22 protein-coding genes are annotated in these 21664 nt (G+C 63.1%); 13 read left to right on the top strand and 9 right to left on the bottom strand.

Annotation, left to right across the window (positions count from 1 at the left end; genetic code table 11):
- Positions 1 to 38: 38 nt before the first annotated feature.
- From NP_RS07490 to NP_RS07480, 3 genes are read left to right on the top strand one after another with little or no spacing between them, the layout of a single operon-like run.
- Positions 39 to 1322: a DUF7405 family protein gene (locus NP_RS07490; protein ID WP_011323229.1), complete on the top strand. Its 1284-nt coding sequence runs from the start codon at positions 39 to 41 to the stop codon at positions 1320 to 1322.
- Between the two features lie 34 nt (positions 1323 to 1356).
- On the top strand, positions 1357 to 2577 hold the full coding sequence (locus tag NP_RS07485) for a DUF7350 domain-containing protein (RefSeq protein ID WP_011323228.1): 1221 nt from the start codon (positions 1357 to 1359) through the stop codon (positions 2575 to 2577).
- Complete coding sequence (locus NP_RS07480; RefSeq protein WP_011323227.1) at positions 2577 to 3266, top strand: cohesin domain-containing protein; 690 nt, start codon at positions 2577 to 2579, stop codon at positions 3264 to 3266. Before NP_RS07485 ends, NP_RS07480 begins: the two co-directional genes overlap by 1 nt.
- On the opposite strand, the gene NP_RS07475 is transcribed toward NP_RS07480, so the two are convergent.
- The 3 genes from NP_RS07475 to NP_RS07465 form a co-directional block, all read right to left on the bottom strand.
- Positions 3251 to 4606 carry an NAD(P)/FAD-dependent oxidoreductase gene (locus NP_RS07475; protein WP_011323226.1) on the bottom strand — a complete coding sequence of 452 codons (1356 nt, stop codon included), beginning with the start codon at positions 4604 to 4606 and terminating at the stop codon, positions 3251 to 3253. The two genes, NP_RS07480 and NP_RS07475, sit on opposite strands and share 16 nt — an antisense overlap.
- Before the next feature lie 200 nt (positions 4607 to 4806).
- Positions 4807 to 5832, bottom strand: a complete 1026-nt coding sequence (gene speB, locus NP_RS07470) for an agmatinase (protein ID WP_011323225.1) — start codon at positions 5830 to 5832, stop codon at positions 4807 to 4809.
- A gap of 72 nt (positions 5833 to 5904) precedes the next feature.
- Complete coding sequence (locus tag NP_RS07465) at positions 5905 to 7422, bottom strand: aldehyde dehydrogenase family protein (RefSeq protein WP_011323224.1); 1518 nt, start codon at positions 7420 to 7422, stop codon at positions 5905 to 5907.
- Positions 7423 to 8012: 590 nt separating this feature from the next.
- On the opposite strand from NP_RS07465, the gene sufB reads away from it, so the two are divergent.
- The 4 genes from sufB (at position 8013) to NP_RS07440 (ending at position 11743) form a co-directional block, all read left to right on the top strand.
- Complete coding sequence (gene sufB, locus NP_RS07455; RefSeq protein ID WP_011323222.1) at positions 8013 to 9443, top strand: Fe-S cluster assembly protein SufB; 1431 nt, start codon at positions 8013 to 8015, stop codon at positions 9441 to 9443.
- A 149-nt stretch (positions 9444 to 9592) separates the two neighbouring features.
- Positions 9593 to 9982: a hypothetical protein gene (locus tag NP_RS07450; RefSeq protein ID WP_011323221.1), complete on the top strand. Its 390-nt coding sequence runs from the start codon at positions 9593 to 9595 to the stop codon at positions 9980 to 9982.
- Positions 9983 to 9986: 4 nt separating this feature from the next.
- Positions 9987 to 10856, top strand: coding sequence for a 2-oxoacid:ferredoxin oxidoreductase subunit beta (locus NP_RS07445; RefSeq protein ID WP_011322344.1), 870 nt, complete (start codon positions 9987 to 9989; stop codon positions 10854 to 10856).
- A gap of 251 nt (positions 10857 to 11107) precedes the next feature.
- Positions 11108 to 11743 carry a vitamin K epoxide reductase family protein gene (locus tag NP_RS07440; protein ID WP_011323220.1) on the top strand — a complete coding sequence of 212 codons (636 nt, stop codon included), beginning with the start codon at positions 11108 to 11110 and terminating at the stop codon, positions 11741 to 11743.
- Positions 11744 to 11786: 43 nt separating this feature from the next.
- Here NP_RS07440 and NP_RS07435 read toward each other — a convergent pair whose 3' ends face one another.
- The 4 genes from NP_RS07435 to NP_RS07420 form a co-directional block, all read right to left on the bottom strand.
- On the bottom strand, positions 11787 to 12323 hold the full coding sequence (locus NP_RS07435) for a cob(I)yrinic acid a,c-diamide adenosyltransferase (protein WP_011323219.1): 537 nt from the start codon (positions 12321 to 12323) through the stop codon (positions 11787 to 11789).
- Positions 12324 to 12381: 58 nt separating this feature from the next.
- Positions 12382 to 12567, bottom strand: coding sequence for a hypothetical protein (locus tag NP_RS07430; RefSeq protein WP_011323218.1), 186 nt, complete (start codon positions 12565 to 12567; stop codon positions 12382 to 12384).
- Between the two features lie 74 nt (positions 12568 to 12641).
- Entirely contained in the window at positions 12642 to 13796 is a 1155-nt protein-coding gene (locus NP_RS07425; protein ID WP_011323217.1) for an acyl-CoA dehydrogenase family protein, read from the bottom strand.
- A 120-nt stretch (positions 13797 to 13916) separates the two neighbouring features.
- Positions 13917 to 14195, bottom strand: coding sequence for a PadR family transcriptional regulator (locus NP_RS07420; RefSeq protein ID WP_011323216.1), 279 nt, complete (start codon positions 14193 to 14195; stop codon positions 13917 to 13919).
- Between the two features lie 214 nt (positions 14196 to 14409).
- Here NP_RS07420 and NP_RS07415 point away from each other — a divergent pair, with 214 nt between their 5' ends.
- Positions 14410 to 14682, top strand: coding sequence for an amphi-Trp domain-containing protein (locus NP_RS07415; RefSeq protein ID WP_049939566.1), 273 nt, complete (start codon positions 14410 to 14412; stop codon positions 14680 to 14682).
- A 198-nt stretch (positions 14683 to 14880) separates the two neighbouring features.
- Here the strand turns inward: NP_RS07415 and NP_RS14765 are convergent, their stop codons facing one another.
- Complete coding sequence (locus NP_RS14765) at positions 14881 to 15027, bottom strand: hypothetical protein (RefSeq protein WP_011323214.1); 147 nt, start codon at positions 15025 to 15027, stop codon at positions 14881 to 14883.
- 103 nt (positions 15028 to 15130) lie between these two features.
- Here NP_RS14765 and NP_RS07410 point away from each other — a divergent pair, with 103 nt between their 5' ends.
- Complete coding sequence (locus NP_RS07410) at positions 15131 to 15859, top strand: DUF7117 family protein (RefSeq protein ID WP_011323213.1); 729 nt, start codon at positions 15131 to 15133, stop codon at positions 15857 to 15859.
- Between the two features lie 68 nt (positions 15860 to 15927).
- Entirely contained in the window at positions 15928 to 16818 is an 891-nt protein-coding gene (locus tag NP_RS07405; protein WP_011323212.1) for a beta/alpha barrel domain-containing protein, read from the top strand.
- A gap of 31 nt (positions 16819 to 16849) precedes the next feature.
- Here the strand turns inward: NP_RS07405 and NP_RS07400 are convergent, their stop codons facing one another.
- Positions 16850 to 17440, bottom strand: a complete 591-nt coding sequence (locus tag NP_RS07400; protein ID WP_011323211.1) for a diacylglycerol/polyprenol kinase family protein — start codon at positions 17438 to 17440, stop codon at positions 16850 to 16852.
- 97 nt (positions 17441 to 17537) lie between these two features.
- Between NP_RS07400 and NP_RS07395 the strand changes: the two genes are divergently transcribed.
- The 3 genes from NP_RS07395 (at position 17538) to NP_RS07385 (ending at position 21664) form a co-directional block, all read left to right on the top strand.
- Positions 17538 to 18791, top strand: a complete 1254-nt coding sequence (locus NP_RS07395; RefSeq protein ID WP_011323210.1) for a DUF998 domain-containing protein — start codon at positions 17538 to 17540, stop codon at positions 18789 to 18791.
- A 99-nt stretch (positions 18792 to 18890) separates the two neighbouring features.
- Entirely contained in the window at positions 18891 to 19874 is a 984-nt protein-coding gene (locus tag NP_RS07390; protein ID WP_011323209.1) for a hypothetical protein, read from the top strand.
- Between the two features lie 26 nt (positions 19875 to 19900).
- The gene (locus tag NP_RS07385; RefSeq protein WP_011323208.1) at positions 19901 to 21664 is read left to right on the top strand and encodes an ABC transporter substrate-binding protein; all 1764 of its coding nucleotides are present in this window, start codon (positions 19901 to 19903) and stop codon (positions 21662 to 21664) included.

Below are 21664 nucleotides of genomic sequence, written 5' to 3'. Positions count from 1 at the left end.
GGACAGCTATTTGCAGGGCCATCGGCTACTGACAGTTGATGAAATTCCGGGAGCGAGACGGTCTCTCTCGCCGCGAGTACGTACGCGCGATGGTCGCGGCTGGCGGTGCTGCGGGACTCGCCGCGTGTCTCGAGGCGTTCGATGACGGAGATACCGGAGGCAACGGAGGCGACGAGGAGCCGACAGTGCCGTCCGGTGACCCGGAGGCACGGTCTTCCCGACAGCACGCGTGGGACGAAACGCTCCCGACCGACGATGACGGTAATCTCGTCGCGCCGGAACACCACGTCCTCTTGCCGCTCTCGCTTGCGACCGACATCGACGACGACGCCAGAACGCAGGTCGAAACCGCGTTCCAGTCGCTGGAACGTGCCTACGAGTACAGCCCGGAGGGCCTGCTCTTCGCCGTCGGCTACTCACACGCTTACTTCGACGAGCGGGTCGACAGCGACCCGCCGATTCCGGAACCGACGGCGTTGACCTCGATGGAGACGCCGGAGTTCGACACCTTCGACGCTGTCATCCATCTGGCGAGCAACCACCCGCACGTTGTCCTTGAGGCCGAAGAGGCGCTCGTAGGCGATGTCGACGCGCCGAACGGCACGCCGATGGAAGCGACGCTGTCAGGTGTTTTCGAGCCTGCGGAGCCGCGGCGCACCGGTTTCCTCGGACCGGGGCTGCCGACCCAGCACACCGACCTCGACGGGGTTCCGGACTCCATACCCGAGGATGCGCCCTTCTTTATGGGCTTTCGGTCCGGCTTCACGGAGAGTCAGGCTCCGGAAGACCGAGTCACAATACAGGACGGTCCGTTTGCGGGCGGAACGACGATGCACATCTCGTCGCTCGGTCTCCAACTGCGGACGTGGTTCGAGCAGGACAGCCATTTCCAGCGCGTCGCCAAGATGTTCAGCCCCGAACACGCCCACAACGAGTCGGTGGGAGAAATCGGCGAGCGACTCGGCACCGAAACCGGCGTCGCCGGTGACATCGCCGAGGCAACCGAGTCCCATGCCCGAAATCAGGGAATGGTTGGACACGCACAGAAGGCCGCCCGCGCCCGCGACGAAGACGGAACGCCACCGCTGCTGCGCCGTGATTTCAACACCGTCGACGGCGACCAGCCGGGGGTTCACTTCGTTTCACTTCAGCGGACGGTCGACGAGTTCGTCGAGGTCCGCGACGCGATGACCGGAGCCGATCTGGCTGGCGACGGCGTCGGCCAGCGACTCAACAACGGCATCCTCCAGTACATCTTCGTCCGGCGGCGCGGGAACTTCATCGTGCCGCCGCGCGAGGACCGCTCGCTTCCCAGCCTGTAGCCCACGACAGCTTTTGACCCAATATAGTAGTACGATGACACGATACACGAGACGACGACTGCTTGGCTCAAGTGCACTGGCCGCACTCGGCGCGTTCGCCGGCTGTACGGCCGAGCAGCCCGACGACCCCGAAGAGGACAGCCCCGAAGAACCGGACGACGGCGAACCCGAAGACCAGCCGGATGCCGTTCCGAACATTCCGCAGGTCGACGACCCGCCGAACGCCGTTTACAAACCGACCCACCGGGAGGCGATGCGGCACCTGCCGGCCGTTGAGGCCGGCGACTACCGTCTTTCCCCGATGGTGACCTATCCCCACTCGTTTTGGCTTATCACCGGTGAGGAGAGTGAGGAAGTCATCCCGGAGCAGGCCCGCGGTGTTCATCTGATGGTGACGCTGTGGGACGCTGAAACCGGCCGCGTGCTGCCGACCGACGCCGGTGCCGAGATGCGGGTGCTGCGCGACGGCAACATCGTCGACCAGCGCGCGCCGTGGCCGATGATTTCCCAGACGATGGGCTTTCACTTCGGTGACAACGTGCCGCTGCCGGCCGACGACACCTACACGGTCGAGGTCGACATCAACCCGATTCAGGCCCGACGAACCGGCGACTTCGACGGCCGGTTCGAAGAGCCGGCGACGATGAGCTTCGAGTTCGAGTACGACGACGACTTCCGCGAACAGGTCATCGGCGGTGTCGAATACCTCGACCAAGACGAGTGGGGGCAGCGAGGTGCGCTCGCACCGCCGATGGAACATGGTCACGACGACCATAGCGACCACGACAGTCACAACGACCACAACGACCACGGCAGCCACAACGGCCACAGCGACCATAACGACCACAACGGCCACAACAGCCACGATGGCCACCAGATGCCGTTTTCCGCACTTCCCGAGGCCGACGAATACCCCGGCGTCGACCTCGGTGTCCACGAGAGCGGCGACGCCCGGTTCGTCGTCCGGCATCTCGAAGCGTCGCGGTTCGCCGACGATGGGTACCTGCTCGTCTCGCCGCGAACGCCGTACAACAGGGTCCCGCTGGCTGATATGGCGCTCTCAACCGAGGGGCCGGTTGAAACGACCCTCGAACAGACTCTCGACAGCGAACTCGGCCTGCACTACGGCGCGGCAATCGACCGCCCCGACAGCCCCTTCGAGCTGGTGGTCGAGTCGCCGCCGCAGGTCTCCCGGCACGCCGGCTACGAGACCGCGTTCCTCGATATGCCGTCGATGACGGTGGGTGAGGACTGATGCGGCGTCTCGTCGCTGTCGTCGGCTGCCTGGCCGTCGCCGTTGCGGCGCTTGCCGGCGGTGCAGCGGCGGCTGACAGCCCCGGACTGGTCTACTTCGAACCGGACGAGACCGAAGCTACTGCCGGCGAGACGGTCGATATCGACGCCGAGATACGAGTCATAAGCGTTTATGACAACGAGGCAGTCGAGTCCTTCGAGTACACGGTCGAGTACGACCCCGAACTGCTGTCTGTCGACGACATCGAGGAGGGACCGTGGCTGTCCGGCGGCAACGAGACCACGGTGGCTTTCGAGACCGACATCGATGAAGAAGCAGGTGCTGTTACGGTCAGCCAGGCCAGACAGCCGCCTGCAGGCGGTGTTATCGGTGAAGGAACGACGGCAACGATAACGTTCGCCGTCGCTGCGGATGCGCCGGCAACGAACACGACGGTCGCATACACCGACGCTAGCGCCCAGATGCTCGAATACCCGCTGCCGGTCATCGAGACCGACGCGAGTATCGAAATCAGCGATGACGGCGGGACAACGAACGATGAAGCAGAAGACGGGCCAGCGGTTACGAACGATGCCGACGACGCCGACGACCCGGCTCCCGAAGACCAGGCCGGCTTCGGCGTTGTCGTGGCCATCGCCGCATTGTTCTCGGTGGTGCTGTTCGGCCGGCGGCGTTATCGGATGCTGTAGTCGCTTTCTCGGACCTGTGCATACCCGCCGTTCCGGAACGTGAACGCCCGGTATTTGTACTCCGCAAACAGCTTCGTTCCGGACCACCCCGCATAGATCGCCTCGTGCGGCGTGAAGCCGTCCTCCGAGGTGAGGCCGTCAACGAGCGAAAAGAGGTGGTCCCAGTCGTCCGGCTCGTACCCCCGGACCATGTCGGCGAAGACGCAGTTCCGGCGAACCTCCGAGCCGATGGCGTCGTGCCAGGCGGCGTTGTAGCTGCCGAGAGCTTCAGTCGCCGCCAGTTCCCCGGCGAGCTTCCCGGTCCGGACGGCGACGTGGTCGCCGCCCTCGTGGAAGGCCGAGGTCGCACCCATTGCGCCGCCGACGATGGCCACGTTGGCGTCGGTTGGTGACTCGATGGGCCGTGTCGAAGAAATGGGATACGTCTCCGTACCGTTCGACTTCCCGCGGTCTTCGAGTATCGGGAAGTCAGCGAGCTCATACTCCGGGTAAACGGTCTCCAACAGTCGCTCGATATACGTCCCGCCCTGCGGCAGCCGCTCGTCGTCCGGTTGGAGTAGCGGATACGCACTTCGGTTGTCGATGTCGTCAATGTCGAGACCGATGGGCATCGTCAGCCCGACTCGGGCGACCGTTCCGTCGTTGGGGAACACCCATGGGTAGGCGGTGTGGCCCGGCATATGCCCCCACCAGAACTTGATGCGGTCGTCCTCGAAGAGTTCGGCCGGGAACTCCCGATACTCCTGGTAGGCAATGTGGTTCGCCCGGCGTGTTTCGAGTCCTTCCGTCTTCGAGTCCGGAAGCCACGACCCAATGACGCCGTCGGTGACCGTCCGCTGTGGCCCGTCAGCAAGGATGAGATAGTCGGCGACGAATTCGGTGCCGTCACGGAGGGTAACGGTATGGGTTGGCCGACCGGAGAGGTCGGACTCGATATCGCCGACAGCCTCGCCGACCCGGTAGGTCGCGCCGGCCGCTTCGGCACGCTCGCGGAGCCAGTCATCGAAGCGGGCGCGGTGCATCGTGAATCCGAAGTTCGGATAGCTTGCGTCGATGCTCGTGTCAGTCAGCTCAAGCCGGTCCTCGGGGCCGATGAACTCTGCGGCGTTTAGCTCTCGGTGTTTGACGTGGTCTGGGACCGGCTCACCGAGGTCCATGATGTCGACCCAGTAATCGAGGATTCCGGCCGCGTCCGTTGAGTCGGGGCCGAGGCCGTCACGGTCGGCGCGGGGGACGCCCTTCTCGATGACGACGGCGTCGGCACCGTTCGTGGCGGCCGCGTGGCCGGCAGCCGAGCCGGCGGGGCCGCCGCCCACGATGGCGACATCTACCTGTTGCATATTTGTCCCGGCGAGCCGGCGTATCATAAAACAATTGAACCGACGTGGACCAGTGCCCGGAGGGTGGCTCGGAGCTGTTGGAGGCTGCCGATGAACACAGTACCGTCCCCGCTTCAACGGGAGCGTCACCCCATGGCGTCGACGACAGTCCCGCACGTCGATAGGCTATGTATCGGCCCGGAGCTCCAATACGCGCCGTATCAGTTACCGTCAGCTTCAGCGAACTGCCGCTCAAGCAGCGTCACCAACAGGTACGCGGCCAGCCGTGCTGTATTCCCCGTCGGGTCATGGGTCGGTGCGACCTCCATGAGGTCGGCCGCGCCGACGGCGTCGTGGGCACCGAGCACGTCCATAACTGCCAGCGCCTGTGAGGCGGTCAGCCCACCCGGCTCAGGCGTTCCCGTTCCCGGTGCCGCTGCGGGGTCAACGGCATCGATGTCGAACGTGACGTAAACCGCATCAGTGTCTGCCGCCGCTGCTGTTACCGCGTCCTCGATGACCGGGCGAACCCCCCGCCGTTCGACATCTCGCATCGTGTACACCGACAGTCCGTTCTCGTCTGCGAACTCGAAGAAGTCAGGCGACTCGTAGCCGCGAAGACCGACCTGTGCGATGTGGTCGAAGTCAGTATATGCCGTTTGCGCGATATGGTGGGTGGTCGACCCGTGGAAGTGCTCGCCGAAGGCGGCGCTTCCATCGACGGTGTCCGAGTGGGCGTCTATCTGAACGAGTCCAATTCGGCTGTGGTCGCTCGCCGCCGCGAAGCCCTGAAACGCCGGATACGTGCAGTAGTGGTCGCCGCCGATGACCACCGGCATCGTCCCCCGGGCTGTGACCGTGGCGACATGCGCGGCGATCGAGTCGGCAGTCCGTTCGCGGTCCATCGGGAAAACGGGAACATCGCCGCAGTCGACGATGTCGAGAGCCGAAAACGATACCTGCTGTTCCGTTCGGACGTTGGTCAAGCCGCCTTTGTATCCGGAGAGGTAGGCAAGCCAGCCGCTTGCCCGACGGACGGCTCGCGGACCGAACCGGGCGCCGGGGCGGTTGCTCACCGCACCGTCGTATGGCACCCCCAGCACCGCCGCGTCCGCCCCGCCGGCTGCTTCGACGGCAGTCGGACCGCTCTTCAGGAACGTGTCGAAGCCGGCGTAGGCGAGTTCAACGCCGCTTTCGACGTGCTCTGCCCGGGAGGCTGCTGCCCGGCTGTCCCCGGGCTGGGTCACGCTGTGGCACCTCCACTACGGTACGGTTTCGGAGTGTGCATGCTAGTCGGTCGTCGCGCCACGGTAAAACGTTCAGTCCTTCTGTGTCCGGATATCCGCCGAGAGCCCCTGTGCCATCTCGATGTCCCTTGCGTTATTGAGCGTCCATGCCGTCCTGTCGGTAACTGCCTCGATCACCTCGCGCGCGGACGGATAGCCGTTCCCGGACTTGCCGACGCCGCCGAACGGGAGCTGGACCTCAGCGCCAATACACGGCAGGTTCGCGTATGCGAGGCCGACGTCGGCGTGGTCACGGTAGTAGTGTATTTGCCGGTAATCTTCCGAGATGACAGCCCCCGCGAGTCCGTAGTCCGTATCGTTGTGAATTTCGACGGCGCGTTCGATACCGCCGTCGTATTCCAGCAGCGCGACGTGCGGGCCGAAGACCTCCTCGCTCGTACACCGCAGGTCGGCATCGGGGGCAGCCTCGTAGACGAACGGCCCGACCCAGTGGCCGTCATCGTGGCCCTCCGGAACGGCCTCGCTGTCGAGTGCAGTCCGGTCAACGAGGACGTTTACACCTTCGTCTCTGGCCAGCTGGTTGTACGTCGCGACGTTCTCGTAGTGGTCGGCCTCAATGAGCGGTCCCATGAACGTTTCCTCGGAAAGCGGGTCACCGACAGCCACCGTCCTCGCTATCTCGACGAACCGCTCTTTGAACGCCTCGTAGATGTCGGTGTGGACCACGAGTCGCTCCGAGGAGACACATCGCTGGCCGGTCGTTTTGAACGCGGACATCACCGCTGCGTGGACCGCGATATCGAGGTCGGCGTGTTCCGTAATCACCACGGCGTTTTTGCCGCCCATCTCGCAGGCGGCACGCTTGCCAGGGGCGGTGGCGACCTGTTCGGCGATCTCGTGGCCGACCTCGGCGGAGCCGGTAAACAGCACGGTGTCGACGCGGTCGTCGTCGACGAGCGCGGCCCCGGCGTCGCCGAACCCCTGTACCATGTTGAAAACGCCGTCGGGAACACCGGCATCGTCGAACAGCTCAGCGACGGCCTCCCCGCATCGCGGCGTCTGTTCGGCGGGCTTCCAGACGACGGTGTTGCCCTCGACAAGCGCGACCGCCATATGCCAGAACGGAATCGCGACGGGGAAGTTCCACGGCGTGATACAGGCGGTGACGCCGCGGGGCTTGCGGCGCATGTACGAATCCTTTGAGGAAATCTCCGAGGGGACCACGTCGCCTTTTGGATGGCGTGCGTCCCCCGCAGCCCACTCCACCATATGCCACGCTTCGGCCACGTCCGCTTTCCCCTCCGATATCTCCTTGCCGCACTCCTTTGTGACTACTTCGCCGAGTTCCTCATGCCGTTCCTGCAGCCGATGATAGATTTCCCACAGGTGCTCGGCGCGGTCGATACGCGACAGCGTCCGCCACGCTTCGAAGGCATCGGCGGCCGCGGCAACAGCGCGGCTGACATCAGTGTCGGTGCCGCGACGAAACGTCCCCACCACCTCTCCAGTTGCCGGGTTCTTGCTCTCGAATGTCTCCGTTCCGTCTCCATCAGTCCACCCGCCGTCGATGTACTGTTCAGATACAGACATAGCTTGGACGCTCCTGCCGGACCCGTATCCGGCCACTAGTCCACATACGGTAACATGCATCATACAACTTTCGCTCCGTCGGCTCCCGTCACGTTCCGCCATGTGCCGTGGAACCGCGGCATACATGCCGTGCCGCGCCGTGTCTCGGGTAATAAGCCCTCCGCGAACAGTCACAGTAACAGACCTCTCCGGCGAGTACGGACAGGCCCTTATCAACACACTCGATACCGCTGACGGGGCAGTCGCGTACGGCCTCGTGTTCGCCTTCGCGGTCCTTTTCGGGTCCCCGCGGCGGAGCGTCGCTGTTTGGATGACCGCGGGCCTCCTTTTGTGGGCCGTCGCTTTTGGCGCTCTCACAGCCGGTGGGCTCTCAATGCTTGGTACCAACGCAGCCGAGGCGCTTGCCGTGGCTGGCTGACTGGTGGCTTCTCGGTTCGGCTCGGACTACTCGTGCGGTGTGGTGTCTCTTCTGCAAGTAAATACGCGAGATTTCCAAACCCCGCCTTTCCGCATTTGGTTAACTGATTGTGGTTTCTAGTGTCGGTATCCGTTCACTAGCGTTTTTATACTGAATCCCCAAGCAACGGGTGATGAGTTCCGAGGAAGACCACCTCAAAGATACGGACACGGAAGCCCGCTTCGAGTTCAAAAAGGAGGAGAGTTCCGCCTTCAAGACCGAGAAGGGCCTCACCGAAGAGACCATCCGCGTCATCTCCGAGGACAAAGACGAACCCGAGTGGATGCTCGAACGGCGACTTCGAGCGCTCGAACAGTTCCAGCAGATGCCCATGCCTACCGACTGGCCCGGACAACCCGATCTCTCCGAGGTCGACATCGATGAGATCGTTCCGTACATCCGGCCCGATATCGAGGCCCGCGGCGGGGCCGAAGAGTGGGAGGACCTGCCCGAAGAAATTCAGGACACCTTCGACAAACTCGGGATTCCTGAAGCCGAGAAAAACGCCCTCTCCGGCGTCGGCGCACAGTACGAGTCCGAAGTCGTCTACCAGAACATGCAGGAACGCTGGGAGGAAAAGGGCGTCATCTTCTGCAACATGGACAAGGCGGTTCAGGAACATCCTGAACTGGTCCGTGAGTACTTCATGACCAAATGCGTCCCGCCGAGCGACAACAAGTTCGCCGCACTCCACGGCGCTATCTGGTCCGGCGGCTCCTTCGTCTACATCCCCGAGGGCGTCACCGTCGAAATGCCCGTCCAGGCGTACTTCCGCATGAACAGTGAAGGGATGGGCCAGTTCGAGCACACGCTGATCATCGCCGAGGAGAACTCGGAAGTCCACTACATCGAGGGCTGTTCAGCGCCCAAATACTCGGCGTTCAACCTTCATTCGGGCGGCGTCGAAGTCTTCGTCAAAGAAGGTGCCCACGTCCAGTATTCAACCGTCCAAAACTGGTCGAAAAACACCTACAACCTCAACACCAAACGCGCCATCGCCGAACGCGATGCGACCATGGAGTGGGTGTCAGGGTCGATGGGCTCGAAAGCCACAATGTTGTACCCGTCGACGATTCTGAAAGGCCCCGGAGCGACGGACAACCACATCACCATCGCCTTCGCCGGCGAAGGCCAAAACATCGACACGGGGGCAAAGGTCTACCACAACGCACCCAACACGAAGTCAACCGTCGAATCGAAGTCGGTCGCAAAGGACGGCGGTCGAACGAACTACCGCGGGCTGGTCCACATCGCCGACGGAGCGGAAAACTCCTCGACGGCCGTCGAGTGTGACGCCCTGATGTTCGACAACGAATCGACCTCCGACACGATGCCGTACATGGAGATCGAGGAGTCGAAAGTCGATGTCGCCCACGAGGCGACAGTCGGCAAAATCGGCGACGAGGACGTCTTCTACCTCCAGTCGCGCGGCCTCGACGACGACGACGCAAAACAGATGATCGTCTCCGGGTTCATCGAACCCATCACCGAAGAACTCCCCATCGAGTACGCCGTCGAACTCAACCGACTCATCGAACTCGAAATGGAGGGCTCGCTCGGGTAGCTCAGCCGTATACGTGAAAATAAAAGTGCCAACCATGCCGACCGACCAACCGCAGTATCGGACCACGCCCCGCAGACCGCCGGAGCAGAACAGCCCCAGAGCGGCCGCAAAGCGGTGCCGTCGGGAAGCGGGACGTGAGGTGACAGACCATGTATAGCCTCCGGCTGGACTGTTACCGGTGCGGTACCGAGTACGGGTACGTCGGTGCGATGCCCCATCCGGGCCAATGTCCGGCGTGTGACTCGCCCTGCGTTCCGCCGGCGGGAACGCTCACCGTCACCGACAGCCTCCGCTGGGAGAGCGCAAACGGGTTAGCGAAGGTCTGGATACGGACCCTCGACGAACGGGACCGGCCGTTTGAGTTTGAAATCGCAGCAAACGGCTCCCGAGGTAAGCTAGCGGGGCTCAAAATCGACGGTATCAAAATCGATCCGAACGCGGCCACCGCGCTCGAGCGGCTTCCGGAAGCGGTCGCCGACGAGATAGACGAACTCGGCATCACCGAGCTCGATACGGCAACCAGAGAGGTTTCAAAATAAGACAATGAGTTCGAACGTACGTTTTACTGATTTCAAGTCAGACAAGCAGCCGACGTGGTGTCCCGGGTGCGGTGATTTCGGGACGATGAACGGGATGATGAAGGCGCTGGCGGAAACCGGCAACGACCCGGACAACACGTTTGTTGTCGCGGGTATCGGCTGCTCCGGTAAGATTGGGACCTACATGCATTCGTATGCGTTGCACGGCGTCCACGGTCGCGCCCTGCCGGTCGGGACGGGCGTCAAGATGGCCAATCCGGAGCTTGAGGTGATGGTTGCTGGCGGCGACGGTGACGGCTACTCGATTGGGGCCGGCCACTTCATCCACGCCGTCCGCCGAAACGTCGACATGACCTACGTGGTCATGGACAACCGCATTTACGGGTTGACGAAGGGCCAGGCGTCGCCGACATCGCGTGAGGACTTCGAGACCTCGACGTCGCCGGACGGGACCAACCAGCAGCCGGTGAATCCGCTGGCGCTGGCGCTTGCAGCAGGCGGGACCTTCATCGCCCAGTCCTTTTCGTCGGACTCCCAGCGCCACGCCGAACTCGTCCAAGAGGCCATCGAGCACGACGGCTTCGGCTTCGTGAACGTCTACTCGCCGTGTGTGACGTTCAACGACGTCGATACCTACGACTACTTCCGGGATGCAATCGTCGATGTCGGCGACGAGGACGTCGACCACGACCCTTCGGATTACGACGAGGCCAAAGAGCTCATCCTTGACCGCGAAAAGGAATACCAAGGCGTGCTGTATCAGGATGAGAGTTCGGTGCCGTTCGAGGTCCGCGAAGGCGTCGACGAGCCGATGGTCGACATCCCCGACGGTGCCCCAGAAGACGCCACCGACCTCGTCCGCGAATTCTACTAACCGCAGCATCGGGGTGGGGGCGGACGGTTACGGTTTGCGGTTGGGGTGCAGGTGCTGTTTTTGCTGACCAGGACGGATGCTGCCCGAAGGGTTCGTTGCATTCTTCGCACAATACCATGCCCGAAATGGTGAATCTATACCGCCAATGGGGGCTTCAAAAGCATCTGACGCAATCAAAGCCATCCCTCGCTAGGTCAAAATTGTGGGTGTAGCGCAATACTTTTGTACCAGTACTCCAAAGACAGTATTGCATGTCAACCGAAACATCGAGCACAATCCAATTCGATTACGAGTGGGAGTACTCCCCAAGCGTCTCGGGCCTTCTCGGTGGCTTTACCCTTGTTGCGGTCTTTGGGTGGCTGATTACCGTCGCCCTTACTGCCATCCACTTTTTCGCTATCCCCGCAATCCCGGCTGATGCGCAGGTGCAGGGGAGCATCGAAGTTATCACCAGCCAGTGGGCGTACGTCCTTGGCGTGCCGCTGGCGACGCTGGGTAGTTTCTACTACATCACCACCATCGGCCTCGCCCTCTGGTGGTTCGACACGCGCCATCCGCTGATAATCAAGGTTTTGACGCCGATTACTGCGTCCGGCGTGCTGTTTTCGGCGTACTTCGTCTACCTGCAGCTGGTGCCTATCGGCGCTATCTGTCCGTTCTGTATGATGTCGGCTGCGGCAACAGTCATTCTGTTCGGTCTTGAGCTGGTTGTCCTCTCACAGAGCCGGACGCCGTCGCTTTCCAGCATGAGCGGCGATATCGGCCGTGTCCTCCGTGATACGAACTACGCGCTGGTTGTCTTCCCGGTTCTCGTGGGGGTTGCCACCATCTTCGGCCTCTACATGGTGACGATGCTACCGCTTCCGGACGTGGTTCCGTTCGTCTAGACGGAGCGATATCGTTGGAAGCAGTAGCGTGCCGCTTTTCGTGTCAGTAGGACGGTGACTCTTCTCGGACCCCGTCGCGTTTGTTCACGACCCGCGCCCACACGAAGAGCGCGTCGGAGAGGCGGTTCAGGTACGCCACAGCCGCATCGTTGACCGGCTCATCGGAGGCCAAAGCGACCGCGCGCCGCTCGGCGCGACGACAGACAGAACGCGCGTGGTGGAGTTTTGCCCCGGTGTCGCTGCCGCCCGGAAGAATGAAGCTCTCCAGAGGGTCGAGTTCGTCGTCGAAGTCGTCCATCCACGACTCGAGCCGCTCGACGTGGTCGGCTTCGATATGCGGCGCGTCGGGGTCGTCGGCATCGGGATTAGCGAAGTCGGCCTGAATGATGTGGAGATGGTTTTGGACCGCGGCGAGTTTCTCGTCGACATCGTCGTGGCCCGACGGACGGACCATCCCGACGAGGCTGTTTACCTCGTCGACAGTGCCGTAGGCTTCGATGCGGGCGCTGGTCTTTGACACCCGCGACATGTCGCGGAGGTCAGTCATCCCCTCGTCGCCACGACCGGTGTATATCTTCATACGCTTCCGGTTGGGCGGCCGGGCGCATATAACAGACGGCTCCGGCGACCTTCGGGGCTCACTCGTCGGGGGCGGGAGTAATAAAGAAGTACGCGAAGACGGCGAAGGCAGCGCCGAGGCCGAGGCCCCACTGGACGCCGACTCGGAACTCGCCGATGAGAAGGCCACCAAGGGCGGTCAGCAAGAATGCGGCTGCGAAGAACGTCGCCGCGCGAGTACTGTCGTCCTGAACGAGACTGCTCATTACCACGGACTACCGGCTGCTCGCTGGTAAACCAACCGTTTCAAAAAGATACGCATCCGGACGCGTTGGGGCCGTTAGAAGCCCTTACCCTGCAGCTCGCGCGCGATAATCATCTTCTGGATTTCCGTCGTGCCCTCGTAAATCTGGGTAATCTTGGCGTCGCGGAAGAACCGCTCGGCGTCGAAGTCGTCGACGTAGCCGGAGCCGCCGTGGATCTGGACACACTCGTTTGCGTTCTCGACGGCGACGCGGGAGGCGTACTCCTTGGCCATCGAGGCGAGCTTCGTCAGCTGGCCGTCGGCGTTGTCGACCGACCACGCGGACTTGTAGGTGAGGTTCCGGGCGGCCTCGACGTTCGTGTGCATGTCAGCGAGCTTGTGCTGGATGGCCTGGAAGTCGCCGATCGGGCGACCGAACTGCTCGCGTTCCTGCGCGTATTCGAGGGCGCGCTCGGCGGCACCCTTTGCGATGCCGACGCCCTGTGCGGCGACGCCGGTACGGGTTTCGTCGAAGAACTGCATCTGCTGGAGGAAGCCCATGCCTTCGGTTCCGACGAGGTTCTCCTCGGGGACGCGAACGTCGTCGAGAATGAGCTCGGCCGTGTCGGAGGCACGGATACCCAGCTTGCCGGTGATCTTGTCGGCCTCGAAGCCGTCCCGGTCGGACTCGACGATGATCTGCGAGAAGCCGTTGTAGCGGCCCTCGGCGTCAGGGTCCGTTTTACAGAGGACGACGAAGAAGTCGCCGACGGAACCGTTGGTAATCCACATCTTGTTGCCGTTGATGACCCACTCGTCGCCGTCTTTCTCGGCGCGCGTGCTCACGCTGGAGACGTCGGAGCCGGTGTCCGGCTCGGAGATGGCCGCACCACAGATGGCATCACCGGTGGCGATGGGGGCGAGGTACTCTTCTTTTTGCTCTTCGGTACCGTACTCGATGATGGCTTCGGTCCCGAAACCGGTCGAACAGAGACACAGGCCGATACCGGGGTCGGCAGCGAACAGCTCCTCGACAATGATGGCCGTGTCGAGAACCTCGTAGCCGGCACCGCCGTAGTCGAGCGGAATCTGGGGCGCGAGCAGGCCGTTCTCGGCGGCCTTTTCGACGACTTCCCATGGGTACTTTTCTTCGCGGTCGTACTCTTTGGCGACCGGGATAATCTCCTCTTCGGCGAAGTCCTGGACGGTCTTTTTCAGCTGCTGTTGTTCGTCGCTTAGCTCGAAGTCCATACCCGTCTGTTCGGCCGCAGATATAAAATAGCCACTATTCCTAACGACGTTTGCCTGTTTTCCCTCGTATACTTACAATGGTAAGGGTATTTATCCGAGTTTATCCAAAAAGGAGTTTCCTCACTCGATGTCGACGTACTCGTCTTCCCAGTCGCGTCGGGCTTCGATTTCGCGGCGGCCGCGTCGGGTGAGCGTATAGAAGTTCGTCCGGCGGTCGCGTTGGCCCTTCTCGACAAGCCCCTTCTCGACGAGCGTATCGAGGTTCGGGTAGAGCCGGCCGTGGTGAATCTCCTTTTCGTAGTAATCTTCGAGTTCTTCCTTGATGGCGAGGCCGTGGGGTTCTTCTCGGCCGGCGATGACGTACAGCAGGTCTCGCTGGAATCCTGTTAGGTCGTACATCGGTAAGTTCTGTTTATCCGTTACTATCGCATTAGGTTAAATATATCGGAGTAGCCGCTTTCCGGAGGCGAGCGAATAGCGCGCCCGTAATACCGACTGCCGCGTGCCATCTCTATCGGCCGTTACAGATATATGTCCGTTTGTTTATCACCACGTCAGTGTGTTCCAGTCACATTCCATACGATTATAAATGCATCCGCCCCTACAGAACACTATGGAAGAAGTACTCTTCAAGACCGAGAAGCGTCAGTCACGGGCCGACATCGCGTCGATGCTACGGACGGTTGCAGACAAACTCGATGATGGGGGCGACCTTACCCTCTCGGCAGGCGACGAGTCGGTAACACTCGACGTTCCCAGCCAGCCGACGTTCGAAATCAAGGCTGAACGGGAGACCGAGGGCTCAGAGACCGAACTGAGCGTTGAGTTCGAGATCGAGTGGGACGAGAACGGCGACAGCACCGACGGTGACATCGAAATTGCCTGACGGACGCGTTGCTGTCTAATATTGTTCAGCGAGAGAGGAAAGCGACCCGGCCGGATGAAAAGGGCCGGCCGGGCGCTTGCCGCCCTGAATTGGTCCCCGCTGACGCTTCGGCCCTCCAAGCGAAGCGTCACCTGAAACAAACGGTCGACAGAATATAAACCCAACGACTTTTCTCCCGGGTTGCGGGATGGTGACGTATTATATATACTCCTCTTCAAGCACCCAGCCGAGCGCCCGCTTGTAGTACGTGAACATCTGTCTGACGCCCTCGTGGTTCATGTCTTCGTCGTCCAGCTCCTCCTTCAGAAACTCGTACTGCTCGCGGATTTCCTCTTCGTCTCGCATACCTATTTGTTCGGGACGCAGTACAGGAAAAGTTTCGAGTCGCGGCAATTCCACCGGCAGCGGCATCGGGGAAGTTTTGTCCCGCGACGCCCCAGTAGCGGATATGAAGGTCCGTGGCCGTCGTGAGTGCAAGGCGTGTGGGACGCGATGGTCCTACTACGACACCGGCGACACAGCGTGTCCGTCCTGCGGGAGTCTCCACAGTGTCGGTACCGACGACGAGCGAAAGCTCCACACGGCCACCGCGGCAACCCTGGATTTGACACCGGTGCGGGAGGCCGTTGACGATGTTCCCCTTCGACGACTCGCCACCCGCGCCATCGAACGCACTCGCGAGTTCACTCGCGGGTACGGTTTCATCGACGGTGGCTCGCTGCAACCGCTTGACGAGACGTACTTGGCAGCCATGGAGCTTCGCTACGTCGCTGGCGAACTCGAACGCCGCTTTGACCCGACCGACGAGGAGACGCTGTACCTCACAACGCTCTTCAAAGCCGACAAGGGTGTCCGGCCGGATGTCGGCGATGTCCCGTCAGAACTGCGGGCGATGCGTGGGCTCGCCTACGCGGACGCCGTCGACGCCTACCGGTCGGACCTCAAGGCGTATCTCGACGACCAGCCCGACCCCGTGGTCGGCGGACACGTCGAGCGACTCGCCGACCGGGTCCGGCGGATACAGGCCCTCGACGGCGACGTACCTTCCCGACAGGCCGAATCACTCGTCGCTGTCGCCCGTGACATCGGGCGATACATCGCCGACGGTGACGAAAACGCCCTCGCCAGGGCCGACGAACGGCTCGATACCGACCCGACACGGGCCGAAGAGTTCTGACCTGAACGGCCGCCTCGCTTGTCCGGCCGAAGCGGGAGACTTGTCACGCGTGCGGCCCAAGGAGTAGTATGCGACTCTGTGACGCGACCGTCGACGAGGCAGCACGGCTCCCGGACCGGACGTACACCGCCGACCAGCGCGTCGAAGCCGGCCGCGCGCTCGATAGGCTCGGTGTCCCGCTCGTTCGAGCCGGACGGCCGGCGCACGACGAAACCGACGCGGAGGTCGTTCGGCGGCTTGCCGACACGCTCAGTGCTGACACCGTCGCTGTCGCGCCACCGGATTACGAGGCGGTCGAGGACGCCCTCGAAACGGAGGCAGACATCATCGACGTGTTCGTCCCGGTCGCCGGCCCGCGGCTTGAGGCTGCGTTCGGCGGGTCGAGCGAAGCGGCACTTGACGCCGCCGAAGACGCCGTGCTCCGTGCCCGAGAAGGTGGCGCGACGGCACATCTGACTCTCATCGACGCGTTCCGCGCCGAGATTCCAGCCATCGCCGGCGTCTTTGGCCGCTTCGATTGTCATATCGTCCTTGACGACGCCAGCGGTGGCCGGACCCCACCGTTTGTCGCCGGCTTCCTCCGAACGCTGGCGGACGCAAGCGCCGACCTGACCCGCGCTGGCGTCCGGTTTAGAGACGATGTCGGCTGCGGGACGGCAAACGCCATCGTCGCGGCCGAGACTGGCATCGACCGTGTCGATGCAAGTGTCGCCGGAGTTGGGGCGCGTGCTGGCCTCGCGGCGACCGAAGAACTCGTCGTCGCAACGGCGGCTGGCGGTGGTGATGCCGGCGTCACGACGGAGGCGGCGATGCCGGCCTTCGAGGCCGTCTGCTCGGCGCTAGACATTCAGGTCGGGGATAGAAAGGCGATTCTCGGCGATGCAGCGACGGCCACAGCACCGACTGCCGACGATGTGGCACCCAGCGCGTTCGACCCTGCTGACTTCGGCGGAGACTGACAGCGACCACGAACGTTCGGAGCGACAACAGTCAGACACCGAGTGCCGTCCGTGCAGCCCACATCAGCGCGGCCGACACGACCGGTATCGTCAGGTTGTCGTCGACGACGTACCCGCCGACCACCGGTTTGACCCCGTCCGCGATGGCTGCCCCGACCGCCCCGGCGACGGCCGCAGCCGCCGACACGAACGGGTACGCGAGCGCGAAGCTCACGAGGAACATCCCGGCGAAGACACGCGGACGGGCGACGCGTCGGAACTCATTGCCGGACAACATTCCACTTACCGGGTCCGCAAGCGTCAACATAAACAGGGCCGGGACGGCCACGGTCGGCTCGAAGACGAAAACGACTATCGTGGCACCGAGGACGTAGAGCGCGTAGCCGGCAACGGTCTCCTGTTCGTATTCGCGGGTGAGCTGGTCGTAGATGGCGTGCTCGAGTCCGCCGTAGAGTCTGGCCACCTCAAGAACGGCTGTCGCAACGAGCCCGACGACAGCGAGCAGCTGCACGACCTGCCACGTGATGAGACCGGCGCCGATGGCATGGTTGTCGAGCAGGTACACACCGGGAACGGCGGCTCCGGAAGCGTGGACCAGCCGACGGCGAATCTCGAAGGGCATATCGCCGCCGTCGGCGCCCGGTATCTTATAAGGTCCGTTGTCTCCCGATAGGGCCTAGCCCGAACGGTTTTCTGGCCGGCGATACAACGCCACCCTGATGGACGGCGAGGAGCTCGACATCGGCGAAAACACCGCGTGGGTTGCCATCGCCGTCGTGGCCGTCGCCACCCTCGGCGGCGCAGTCCTCCTCGCCGAGTGGCCGTTGTGGGGGGTACAGCCGGATGCCGACGATGAGCCGCATCTGGTCGAGCCGGCCGACGGCGGCACCGAGTTGTGGCCCTACACCTCCCGTGCGATGGACCACAGCACGCGCACACTCGGCATCAACGTCGTCTTCCACGGCGACCCCGGAGACGTTCGAACCGCACTTGAGGAGCGCTCAGCGTTACGCTGGGAGGAAGAGCAAGTCCATGAAGGAGACGCCGACAGCGACACCGTCTCCCCCGACCGCATCGAAGTCGACCCCGAAGCCGACGACATTGCGGACATCATCTCGTGGGAGCCAGCAGAGGGCTCCGTTCGCTACAGTTACTTCGAGGTCGACGGTGACGGCCAGTGGGTCGATGAGTCCTACGAGCTCCACTCCGGGACGTATCTCGGCGAGCGCCTCCACATCCGTGCCTACGACGAACCCCAACAGGAGTGGACCGCGGTACAGATACACGAAGAACACTGGGACTGGTTCCGGCTCCGCCACACCGTCACCGGAATCAGCGACTCCCAACGGGAACTCGAACGCGACTTCATGGACCAGCCGGGCGTTGACGAAGTGGTCCGGCTTCCCTTCGAGAACGAGACCGCAGACAGCGACGGCTGGGTGACGAACATCTATTTCGCAGGCGCTGTGCTTCCGTTCCTGCTGTTCGGCGTTGTCTCCCGCGCGACGGCCGCCAGACGCCAGACGGCACAGTTCCTGCGCGAGCATCGCAGAGCCATCGCCCTCGGCGCCACGCTTTTTGCGCTCTATACGGCCGTCCGCTGGCTCGGTATCGCCGGCGAGCTACTCTTCGACGGCGTCTCGCCAAAAGTCGTCGCGGCGCCGCTGTATCTCGCGTTGGCTGTCGGCATCCCAGCGGTCGCCTACCGGTTCGGCCGTGGGTCGGATACGACGTGGGCCTTCTCGTTTGCCGTTCTCGGGCTCGGCGCAGCGCTCATTGTCGACTTCGTTGCGATGGGGGTGTCCGTGTTGCCGCTACGGTACATTCTTCACCGCGCCGCGGTGCTGTTGGCGGTCGGTCTTATCGCCGTTGGTGGCGCACTCGCCATCGACGATAGACGACCGGCACCGCTCTCGGCCGGGCTCGCCTGCTGGGCACTGGCGCTTCTGCTCCCCGTCTTCGGGTATATTTGAGCAGCGGTCGGCTCGAAGACAGATTCATTGCGAAGGCGGCGCTTTTCGGGCTCCACGCGTTTCGACATCGCTTTGTTCGACACACCGATATGCCGTCCCGTGCAGCGGTTACTACGAAGTGTTGGCGTCGCGCCGCTCGCAGCGGCTGCTATCAGCGTCGGAATCGCTGGCGTCGGCAGCGCAGTGACGACACCGCCGACCCCACTGTCGGCTGTCGGCGGCGTCGTGCTGGCTTCGCTCGTCATCGCTGTTGGCTACGTCTCCGCCCACGAGGTTGGAACAGAGCTGTTTCCCCAGCATCGGATTCGGCTTGGAGTGGCTGATGGAGCCGACTTCGTGGCCGTCGTCGTCGGTGGCGTACTCACACGCTGGCTGGCAGTCGAGGCCGCGCTCGGGGTCGTCGTCGCGTCGGCGCTTGTCGGTTTGGTGGCGTGGCTCGTCGTTCCCGAGCGCGCGGCGGCCGCCTACTGTGGCTCGTTTGTCGGCATGGCTGCTCCAGCGGTGCTTCCCGGCTACGCGACAGTCGCGGCCGCAGGCGGTGTCGCCGGGACCGTCTTTATCCTCGCCGCTGGCGTCTACAGCGGCTTCGGCGGCAAGCTCGGCGCGACGGCCTTCGTCGGCTGTACGGCCGTCGTTTTGGGTACTGGTGCGGTGCCTACATCCGAGCCGGTCCCGCACGTGGGCACCGCGGTGGGTTTGACGGCCGTTGCTGTTGTCGCAGCAGTCCTGACGTACGTGCTGAGTGTCCGGCTTGCGTACGGCCCGGTCGCCGCATCCGCCGCTGTTGGTCTCGCTGCCGGCGGTCTCGCACCGGTTGTCTTCGCTGAGGGGACACCCGTCGCCGCGGTCGCCTTCTGTGCATCGTTTACCGGGATGGTTGCCGAGTCGCGGCTCCCCGGGGAGCCGCTTGTCGGCGTCGCTGGGCTCGCAACCGGCATTTTCTTCGTTGCGACGACGCCGTACTTCGGCGGCTTCGGCGGGAAGCTCGGCGCAATCGCATTCGTCGGCTGTCTCGCCACGTACGGCCTCGCCGTGCTGTCGCCGTGGCATTGCATCTCTCCCCGGCGACGGAGAAGTTTATAAACGTCGGCGCACCAGTAACGGCAGGAATGACTCCTGGGCAGTCGATGCGCCGCCGTGCGTTCCTCGCGGCGGCGTCGACAGGCACGGCGGCGGCTACCGCCGGCTGTGTCCGGGAGTTGCGAAACCTCGTCGGTCGCCAGCGGGCGCGGCAACTCAGCCTCACTATCGCCCATCCACCCGCTGCCGATGACCCGTATGCCGTGCGCATTGCCAACCGGCTCGCGGACAACCTCGCCCGCTCCGGCATCGATACCGTCCTCGACCCGATGGCCGATGACGTGCTGCTCCGTGAGATTCTCGTCAACCACGACTTCGACATCTACGTCGCTCGCTATCCGGGCGAAGGCGACCCTGACCAACTCCGGTCGCTGTTGTACTCGACGTACGCCGAGGAAGCCGGCTGGCAGAACCCGGTCGGTTTCAGCGACATCGCAATGGACGAGACGCTGGACAGACAGCGGACCGAAACCGGCGACGAACGCGTCGAGACTGTTCGGGAGATTCAGCGACAAGTCGTCGACGAACAGCCGTTTACTGTCGTCGCCTATCCGGACCGCATCGCGGGAGTCAGAACGGACCGGTACACCGATTGGCCCGACGGTGGCCTCACGCTCCCGGCCGATTATCTCACACTTCGCCGCCTCGCAGATGTCGACACCGTCGAACTGCTCCTCCGTGACAACCGGGCCACTCACAATCGGAACCCGCTCTCCGCAGAGCACCGAAACCAGGGCGACATTATCGGTCTCCTGTATGACCCGTTGGTCAGACAGACCCGTACCGGTCCGATTCCGTGGCTTGCCCGGGATATCGACTGGACGGAGCACGACGGTAGCTTAGTGGCCGCTGCCGACCTGCGGGCCGCAACGTGGCACGACGGCCACCCTGTCGTTCCCGACGATGTGGCGTTCACATACAGGTTCCTCAGCGATACCTCACTTGACACCTTCGAGACACCTGTTCCGACACCGTGGCGTCGTGGTTGTGTCTCGCTTATAGACCACATCGAAACCAATGCCCCAGAGGGTGAGTTGCGAATACAGTTCACAACTAGCAACAGAGACCTAGCACGGAGAGCACTAACAGTGCCGGTACTGCCCGAACACGTCTGGCACTCCCGAAGCGATGCTGCTGACCTCGCCGGGATTGACATCGTCGGTGGCACGACGGAGGCGCTTGTCACCGCGAACGAGGCGGCCGTCGGCAGCGGCCCGCTGGAGCTCGCCGCCGCGACTGTTGATGAATCTCTCGAGCTGTCCGTCTTCGACGACCACTTCCTGTACGGCGGCGACACCGACGGTATCCCTGACCGGCTTGCCGGGGAGCCACCGTTCGAGCGACTCCGGTTCACCGTCGCCCCATCGCACGATGCGGCGGTAGAGCTCCTCAGTGCCGGGTCCGCCGACGCGACCGCCGACGGTCTGCAAGCCGATGTCGTCTCACGGGTACAGCGCGATGAGTCGCTGTCGCTCCGTATCGCCCGCTCCAACCAGTTCTACCACATCGGGTACAACTGCCGGCGGGCACCGACATCCGACCCACACTTCCGTCGGGCCGTCGCCAGACACATCGACCGCGCTGACATCGTCGCCGAATCGATGGGTGGATACGCTGACCCGTCCGAGGTTCCCTTTACCGGCGAGTGGGTACCCAACGATCTCCGGTGGGACGGGCAGGCGAGCCTGTCGTTCTTCGGCGAGGACGGTGAAATCAACGCCGAGGCAGCCCGCGAAGCCTTCCAAGACGCCGGCTATCAGTACGACGATGGACAGCTCGTCAGGAGGTCGTAG

Source organism: Natronomonas pharaonis DSM 2160 (assembly GCF_000026045.1).
Lineage (GTDB): Archaea > Halobacteriota > Halobacteria > Halobacteriales > Haloarculaceae > Natronomonas > Natronomonas pharaonis.
Note: the sequence above shows the minus strand (reverse complement) of the source record. Positions and strands in the feature narration are given on the sequence as shown.

Coding starts and splice junctions, on each gene's coding strand:
- NP_RS07490 (WP_011323229.1), top strand. CDS start 39: ATGAAATTCCGGGAGCGAGACGGTCTCTCTCGCCGCGAGTACGTACGC.
- NP_RS07485 (WP_011323228.1), top strand. CDS start 1,357: ATGACACGATACACGAGACGACGACTGCTTGGCTCAAGTGCACTGGCC.
- NP_RS07480 (WP_011323227.1), top strand. CDS start 2,577: ATGCGGCGTCTCGTCGCTGTCGTCGGCTGCCTGGCCGTCGCCGTTGCG.
- NP_RS07475 (WP_011323226.1), bottom strand. CDS start 4,606: ATGCAACAGGTAGATGTCGCCATCGTGGGCGGCGGCCCCGCCGGCTCG.
- NP_RS07465 (WP_011323224.1), bottom strand. CDS start 7,422: ATGTCTGTATCTGAACAGTACATCGACGGCGGGTGGACTGATGGAGAC.
- sufB (WP_011323222.1), top strand. CDS start 8,013: ATGAGTTCCGAGGAAGACCACCTCAAAGATACGGACACGGAAGCCCGC.
- NP_RS07450 (WP_011323221.1), top strand. CDS start 9,593: ATGTATAGCCTCCGGCTGGACTGTTACCGGTGCGGTACCGAGTACGGG.
- NP_RS07445 (WP_011322344.1), top strand. CDS start 9,987: ATGAGTTCGAACGTACGTTTTACTGATTTCAAGTCAGACAAGCAGCCG.
- NP_RS07440 (WP_011323220.1), top strand. CDS start 11,108: ATGTCAACCGAAACATCGAGCACAATCCAATTCGATTACGAGTGGGAG.
- NP_RS07435 (WP_011323219.1), bottom strand. CDS start 12,323: ATGAAGATATACACCGGTCGTGGCGACGAGGGGATGACTGACCTCCGC.
- NP_RS07430 (WP_011323218.1), bottom strand. CDS start 12,567: ATGAGCAGTCTCGTTCAGGACGACAGTACTCGCGCGGCGACGTTCTTC.
- NP_RS07425 (WP_011323217.1), bottom strand. CDS start 13,796: ATGGACTTCGAGCTAAGCGACGAACAACAGCAGCTGAAAAAGACCGTC.
- NP_RS07420 (WP_011323216.1), bottom strand. CDS start 14,195: ATGTACGACCTAACAGGATTCCAGCGAGACCTGCTGTACGTCATCGCC.
- NP_RS07415 (WP_049939566.1), top strand. CDS start 14,410: ATGGAAGAAGTACTCTTCAAGACCGAGAAGCGTCAGTCACGGGCCGAC.
- NP_RS14765 (WP_011323214.1), bottom strand. CDS start 15,027: ATGCGAGACGAAGAGGAAATCCGCGAGCAGTACGAGTTTCTGAAGGAG.
- NP_RS07410 (WP_011323213.1), top strand. CDS start 15,131: ATGAAGGTCCGTGGCCGTCGTGAGTGCAAGGCGTGTGGGACGCGATGG.
- NP_RS07405 (WP_011323212.1), top strand. CDS start 15,928: ATGCGACTCTGTGACGCGACCGTCGACGAGGCAGCACGGCTCCCGGAC.
- NP_RS07400 (WP_011323211.1), bottom strand. CDS start 17,440: ATGCCCTTCGAGATTCGCCGTCGGCTGGTCCACGCTTCCGGAGCCGCC.
- NP_RS07395 (WP_011323210.1), top strand. CDS start 17,538: ATGGACGGCGAGGAGCTCGACATCGGCGAAAACACCGCGTGGGTTGCC.
- NP_RS07385 (WP_011323208.1), top strand. CDS start 19,901: ATGACTCCTGGGCAGTCGATGCGCCGCCGTGCGTTCCTCGCGGCGGCG.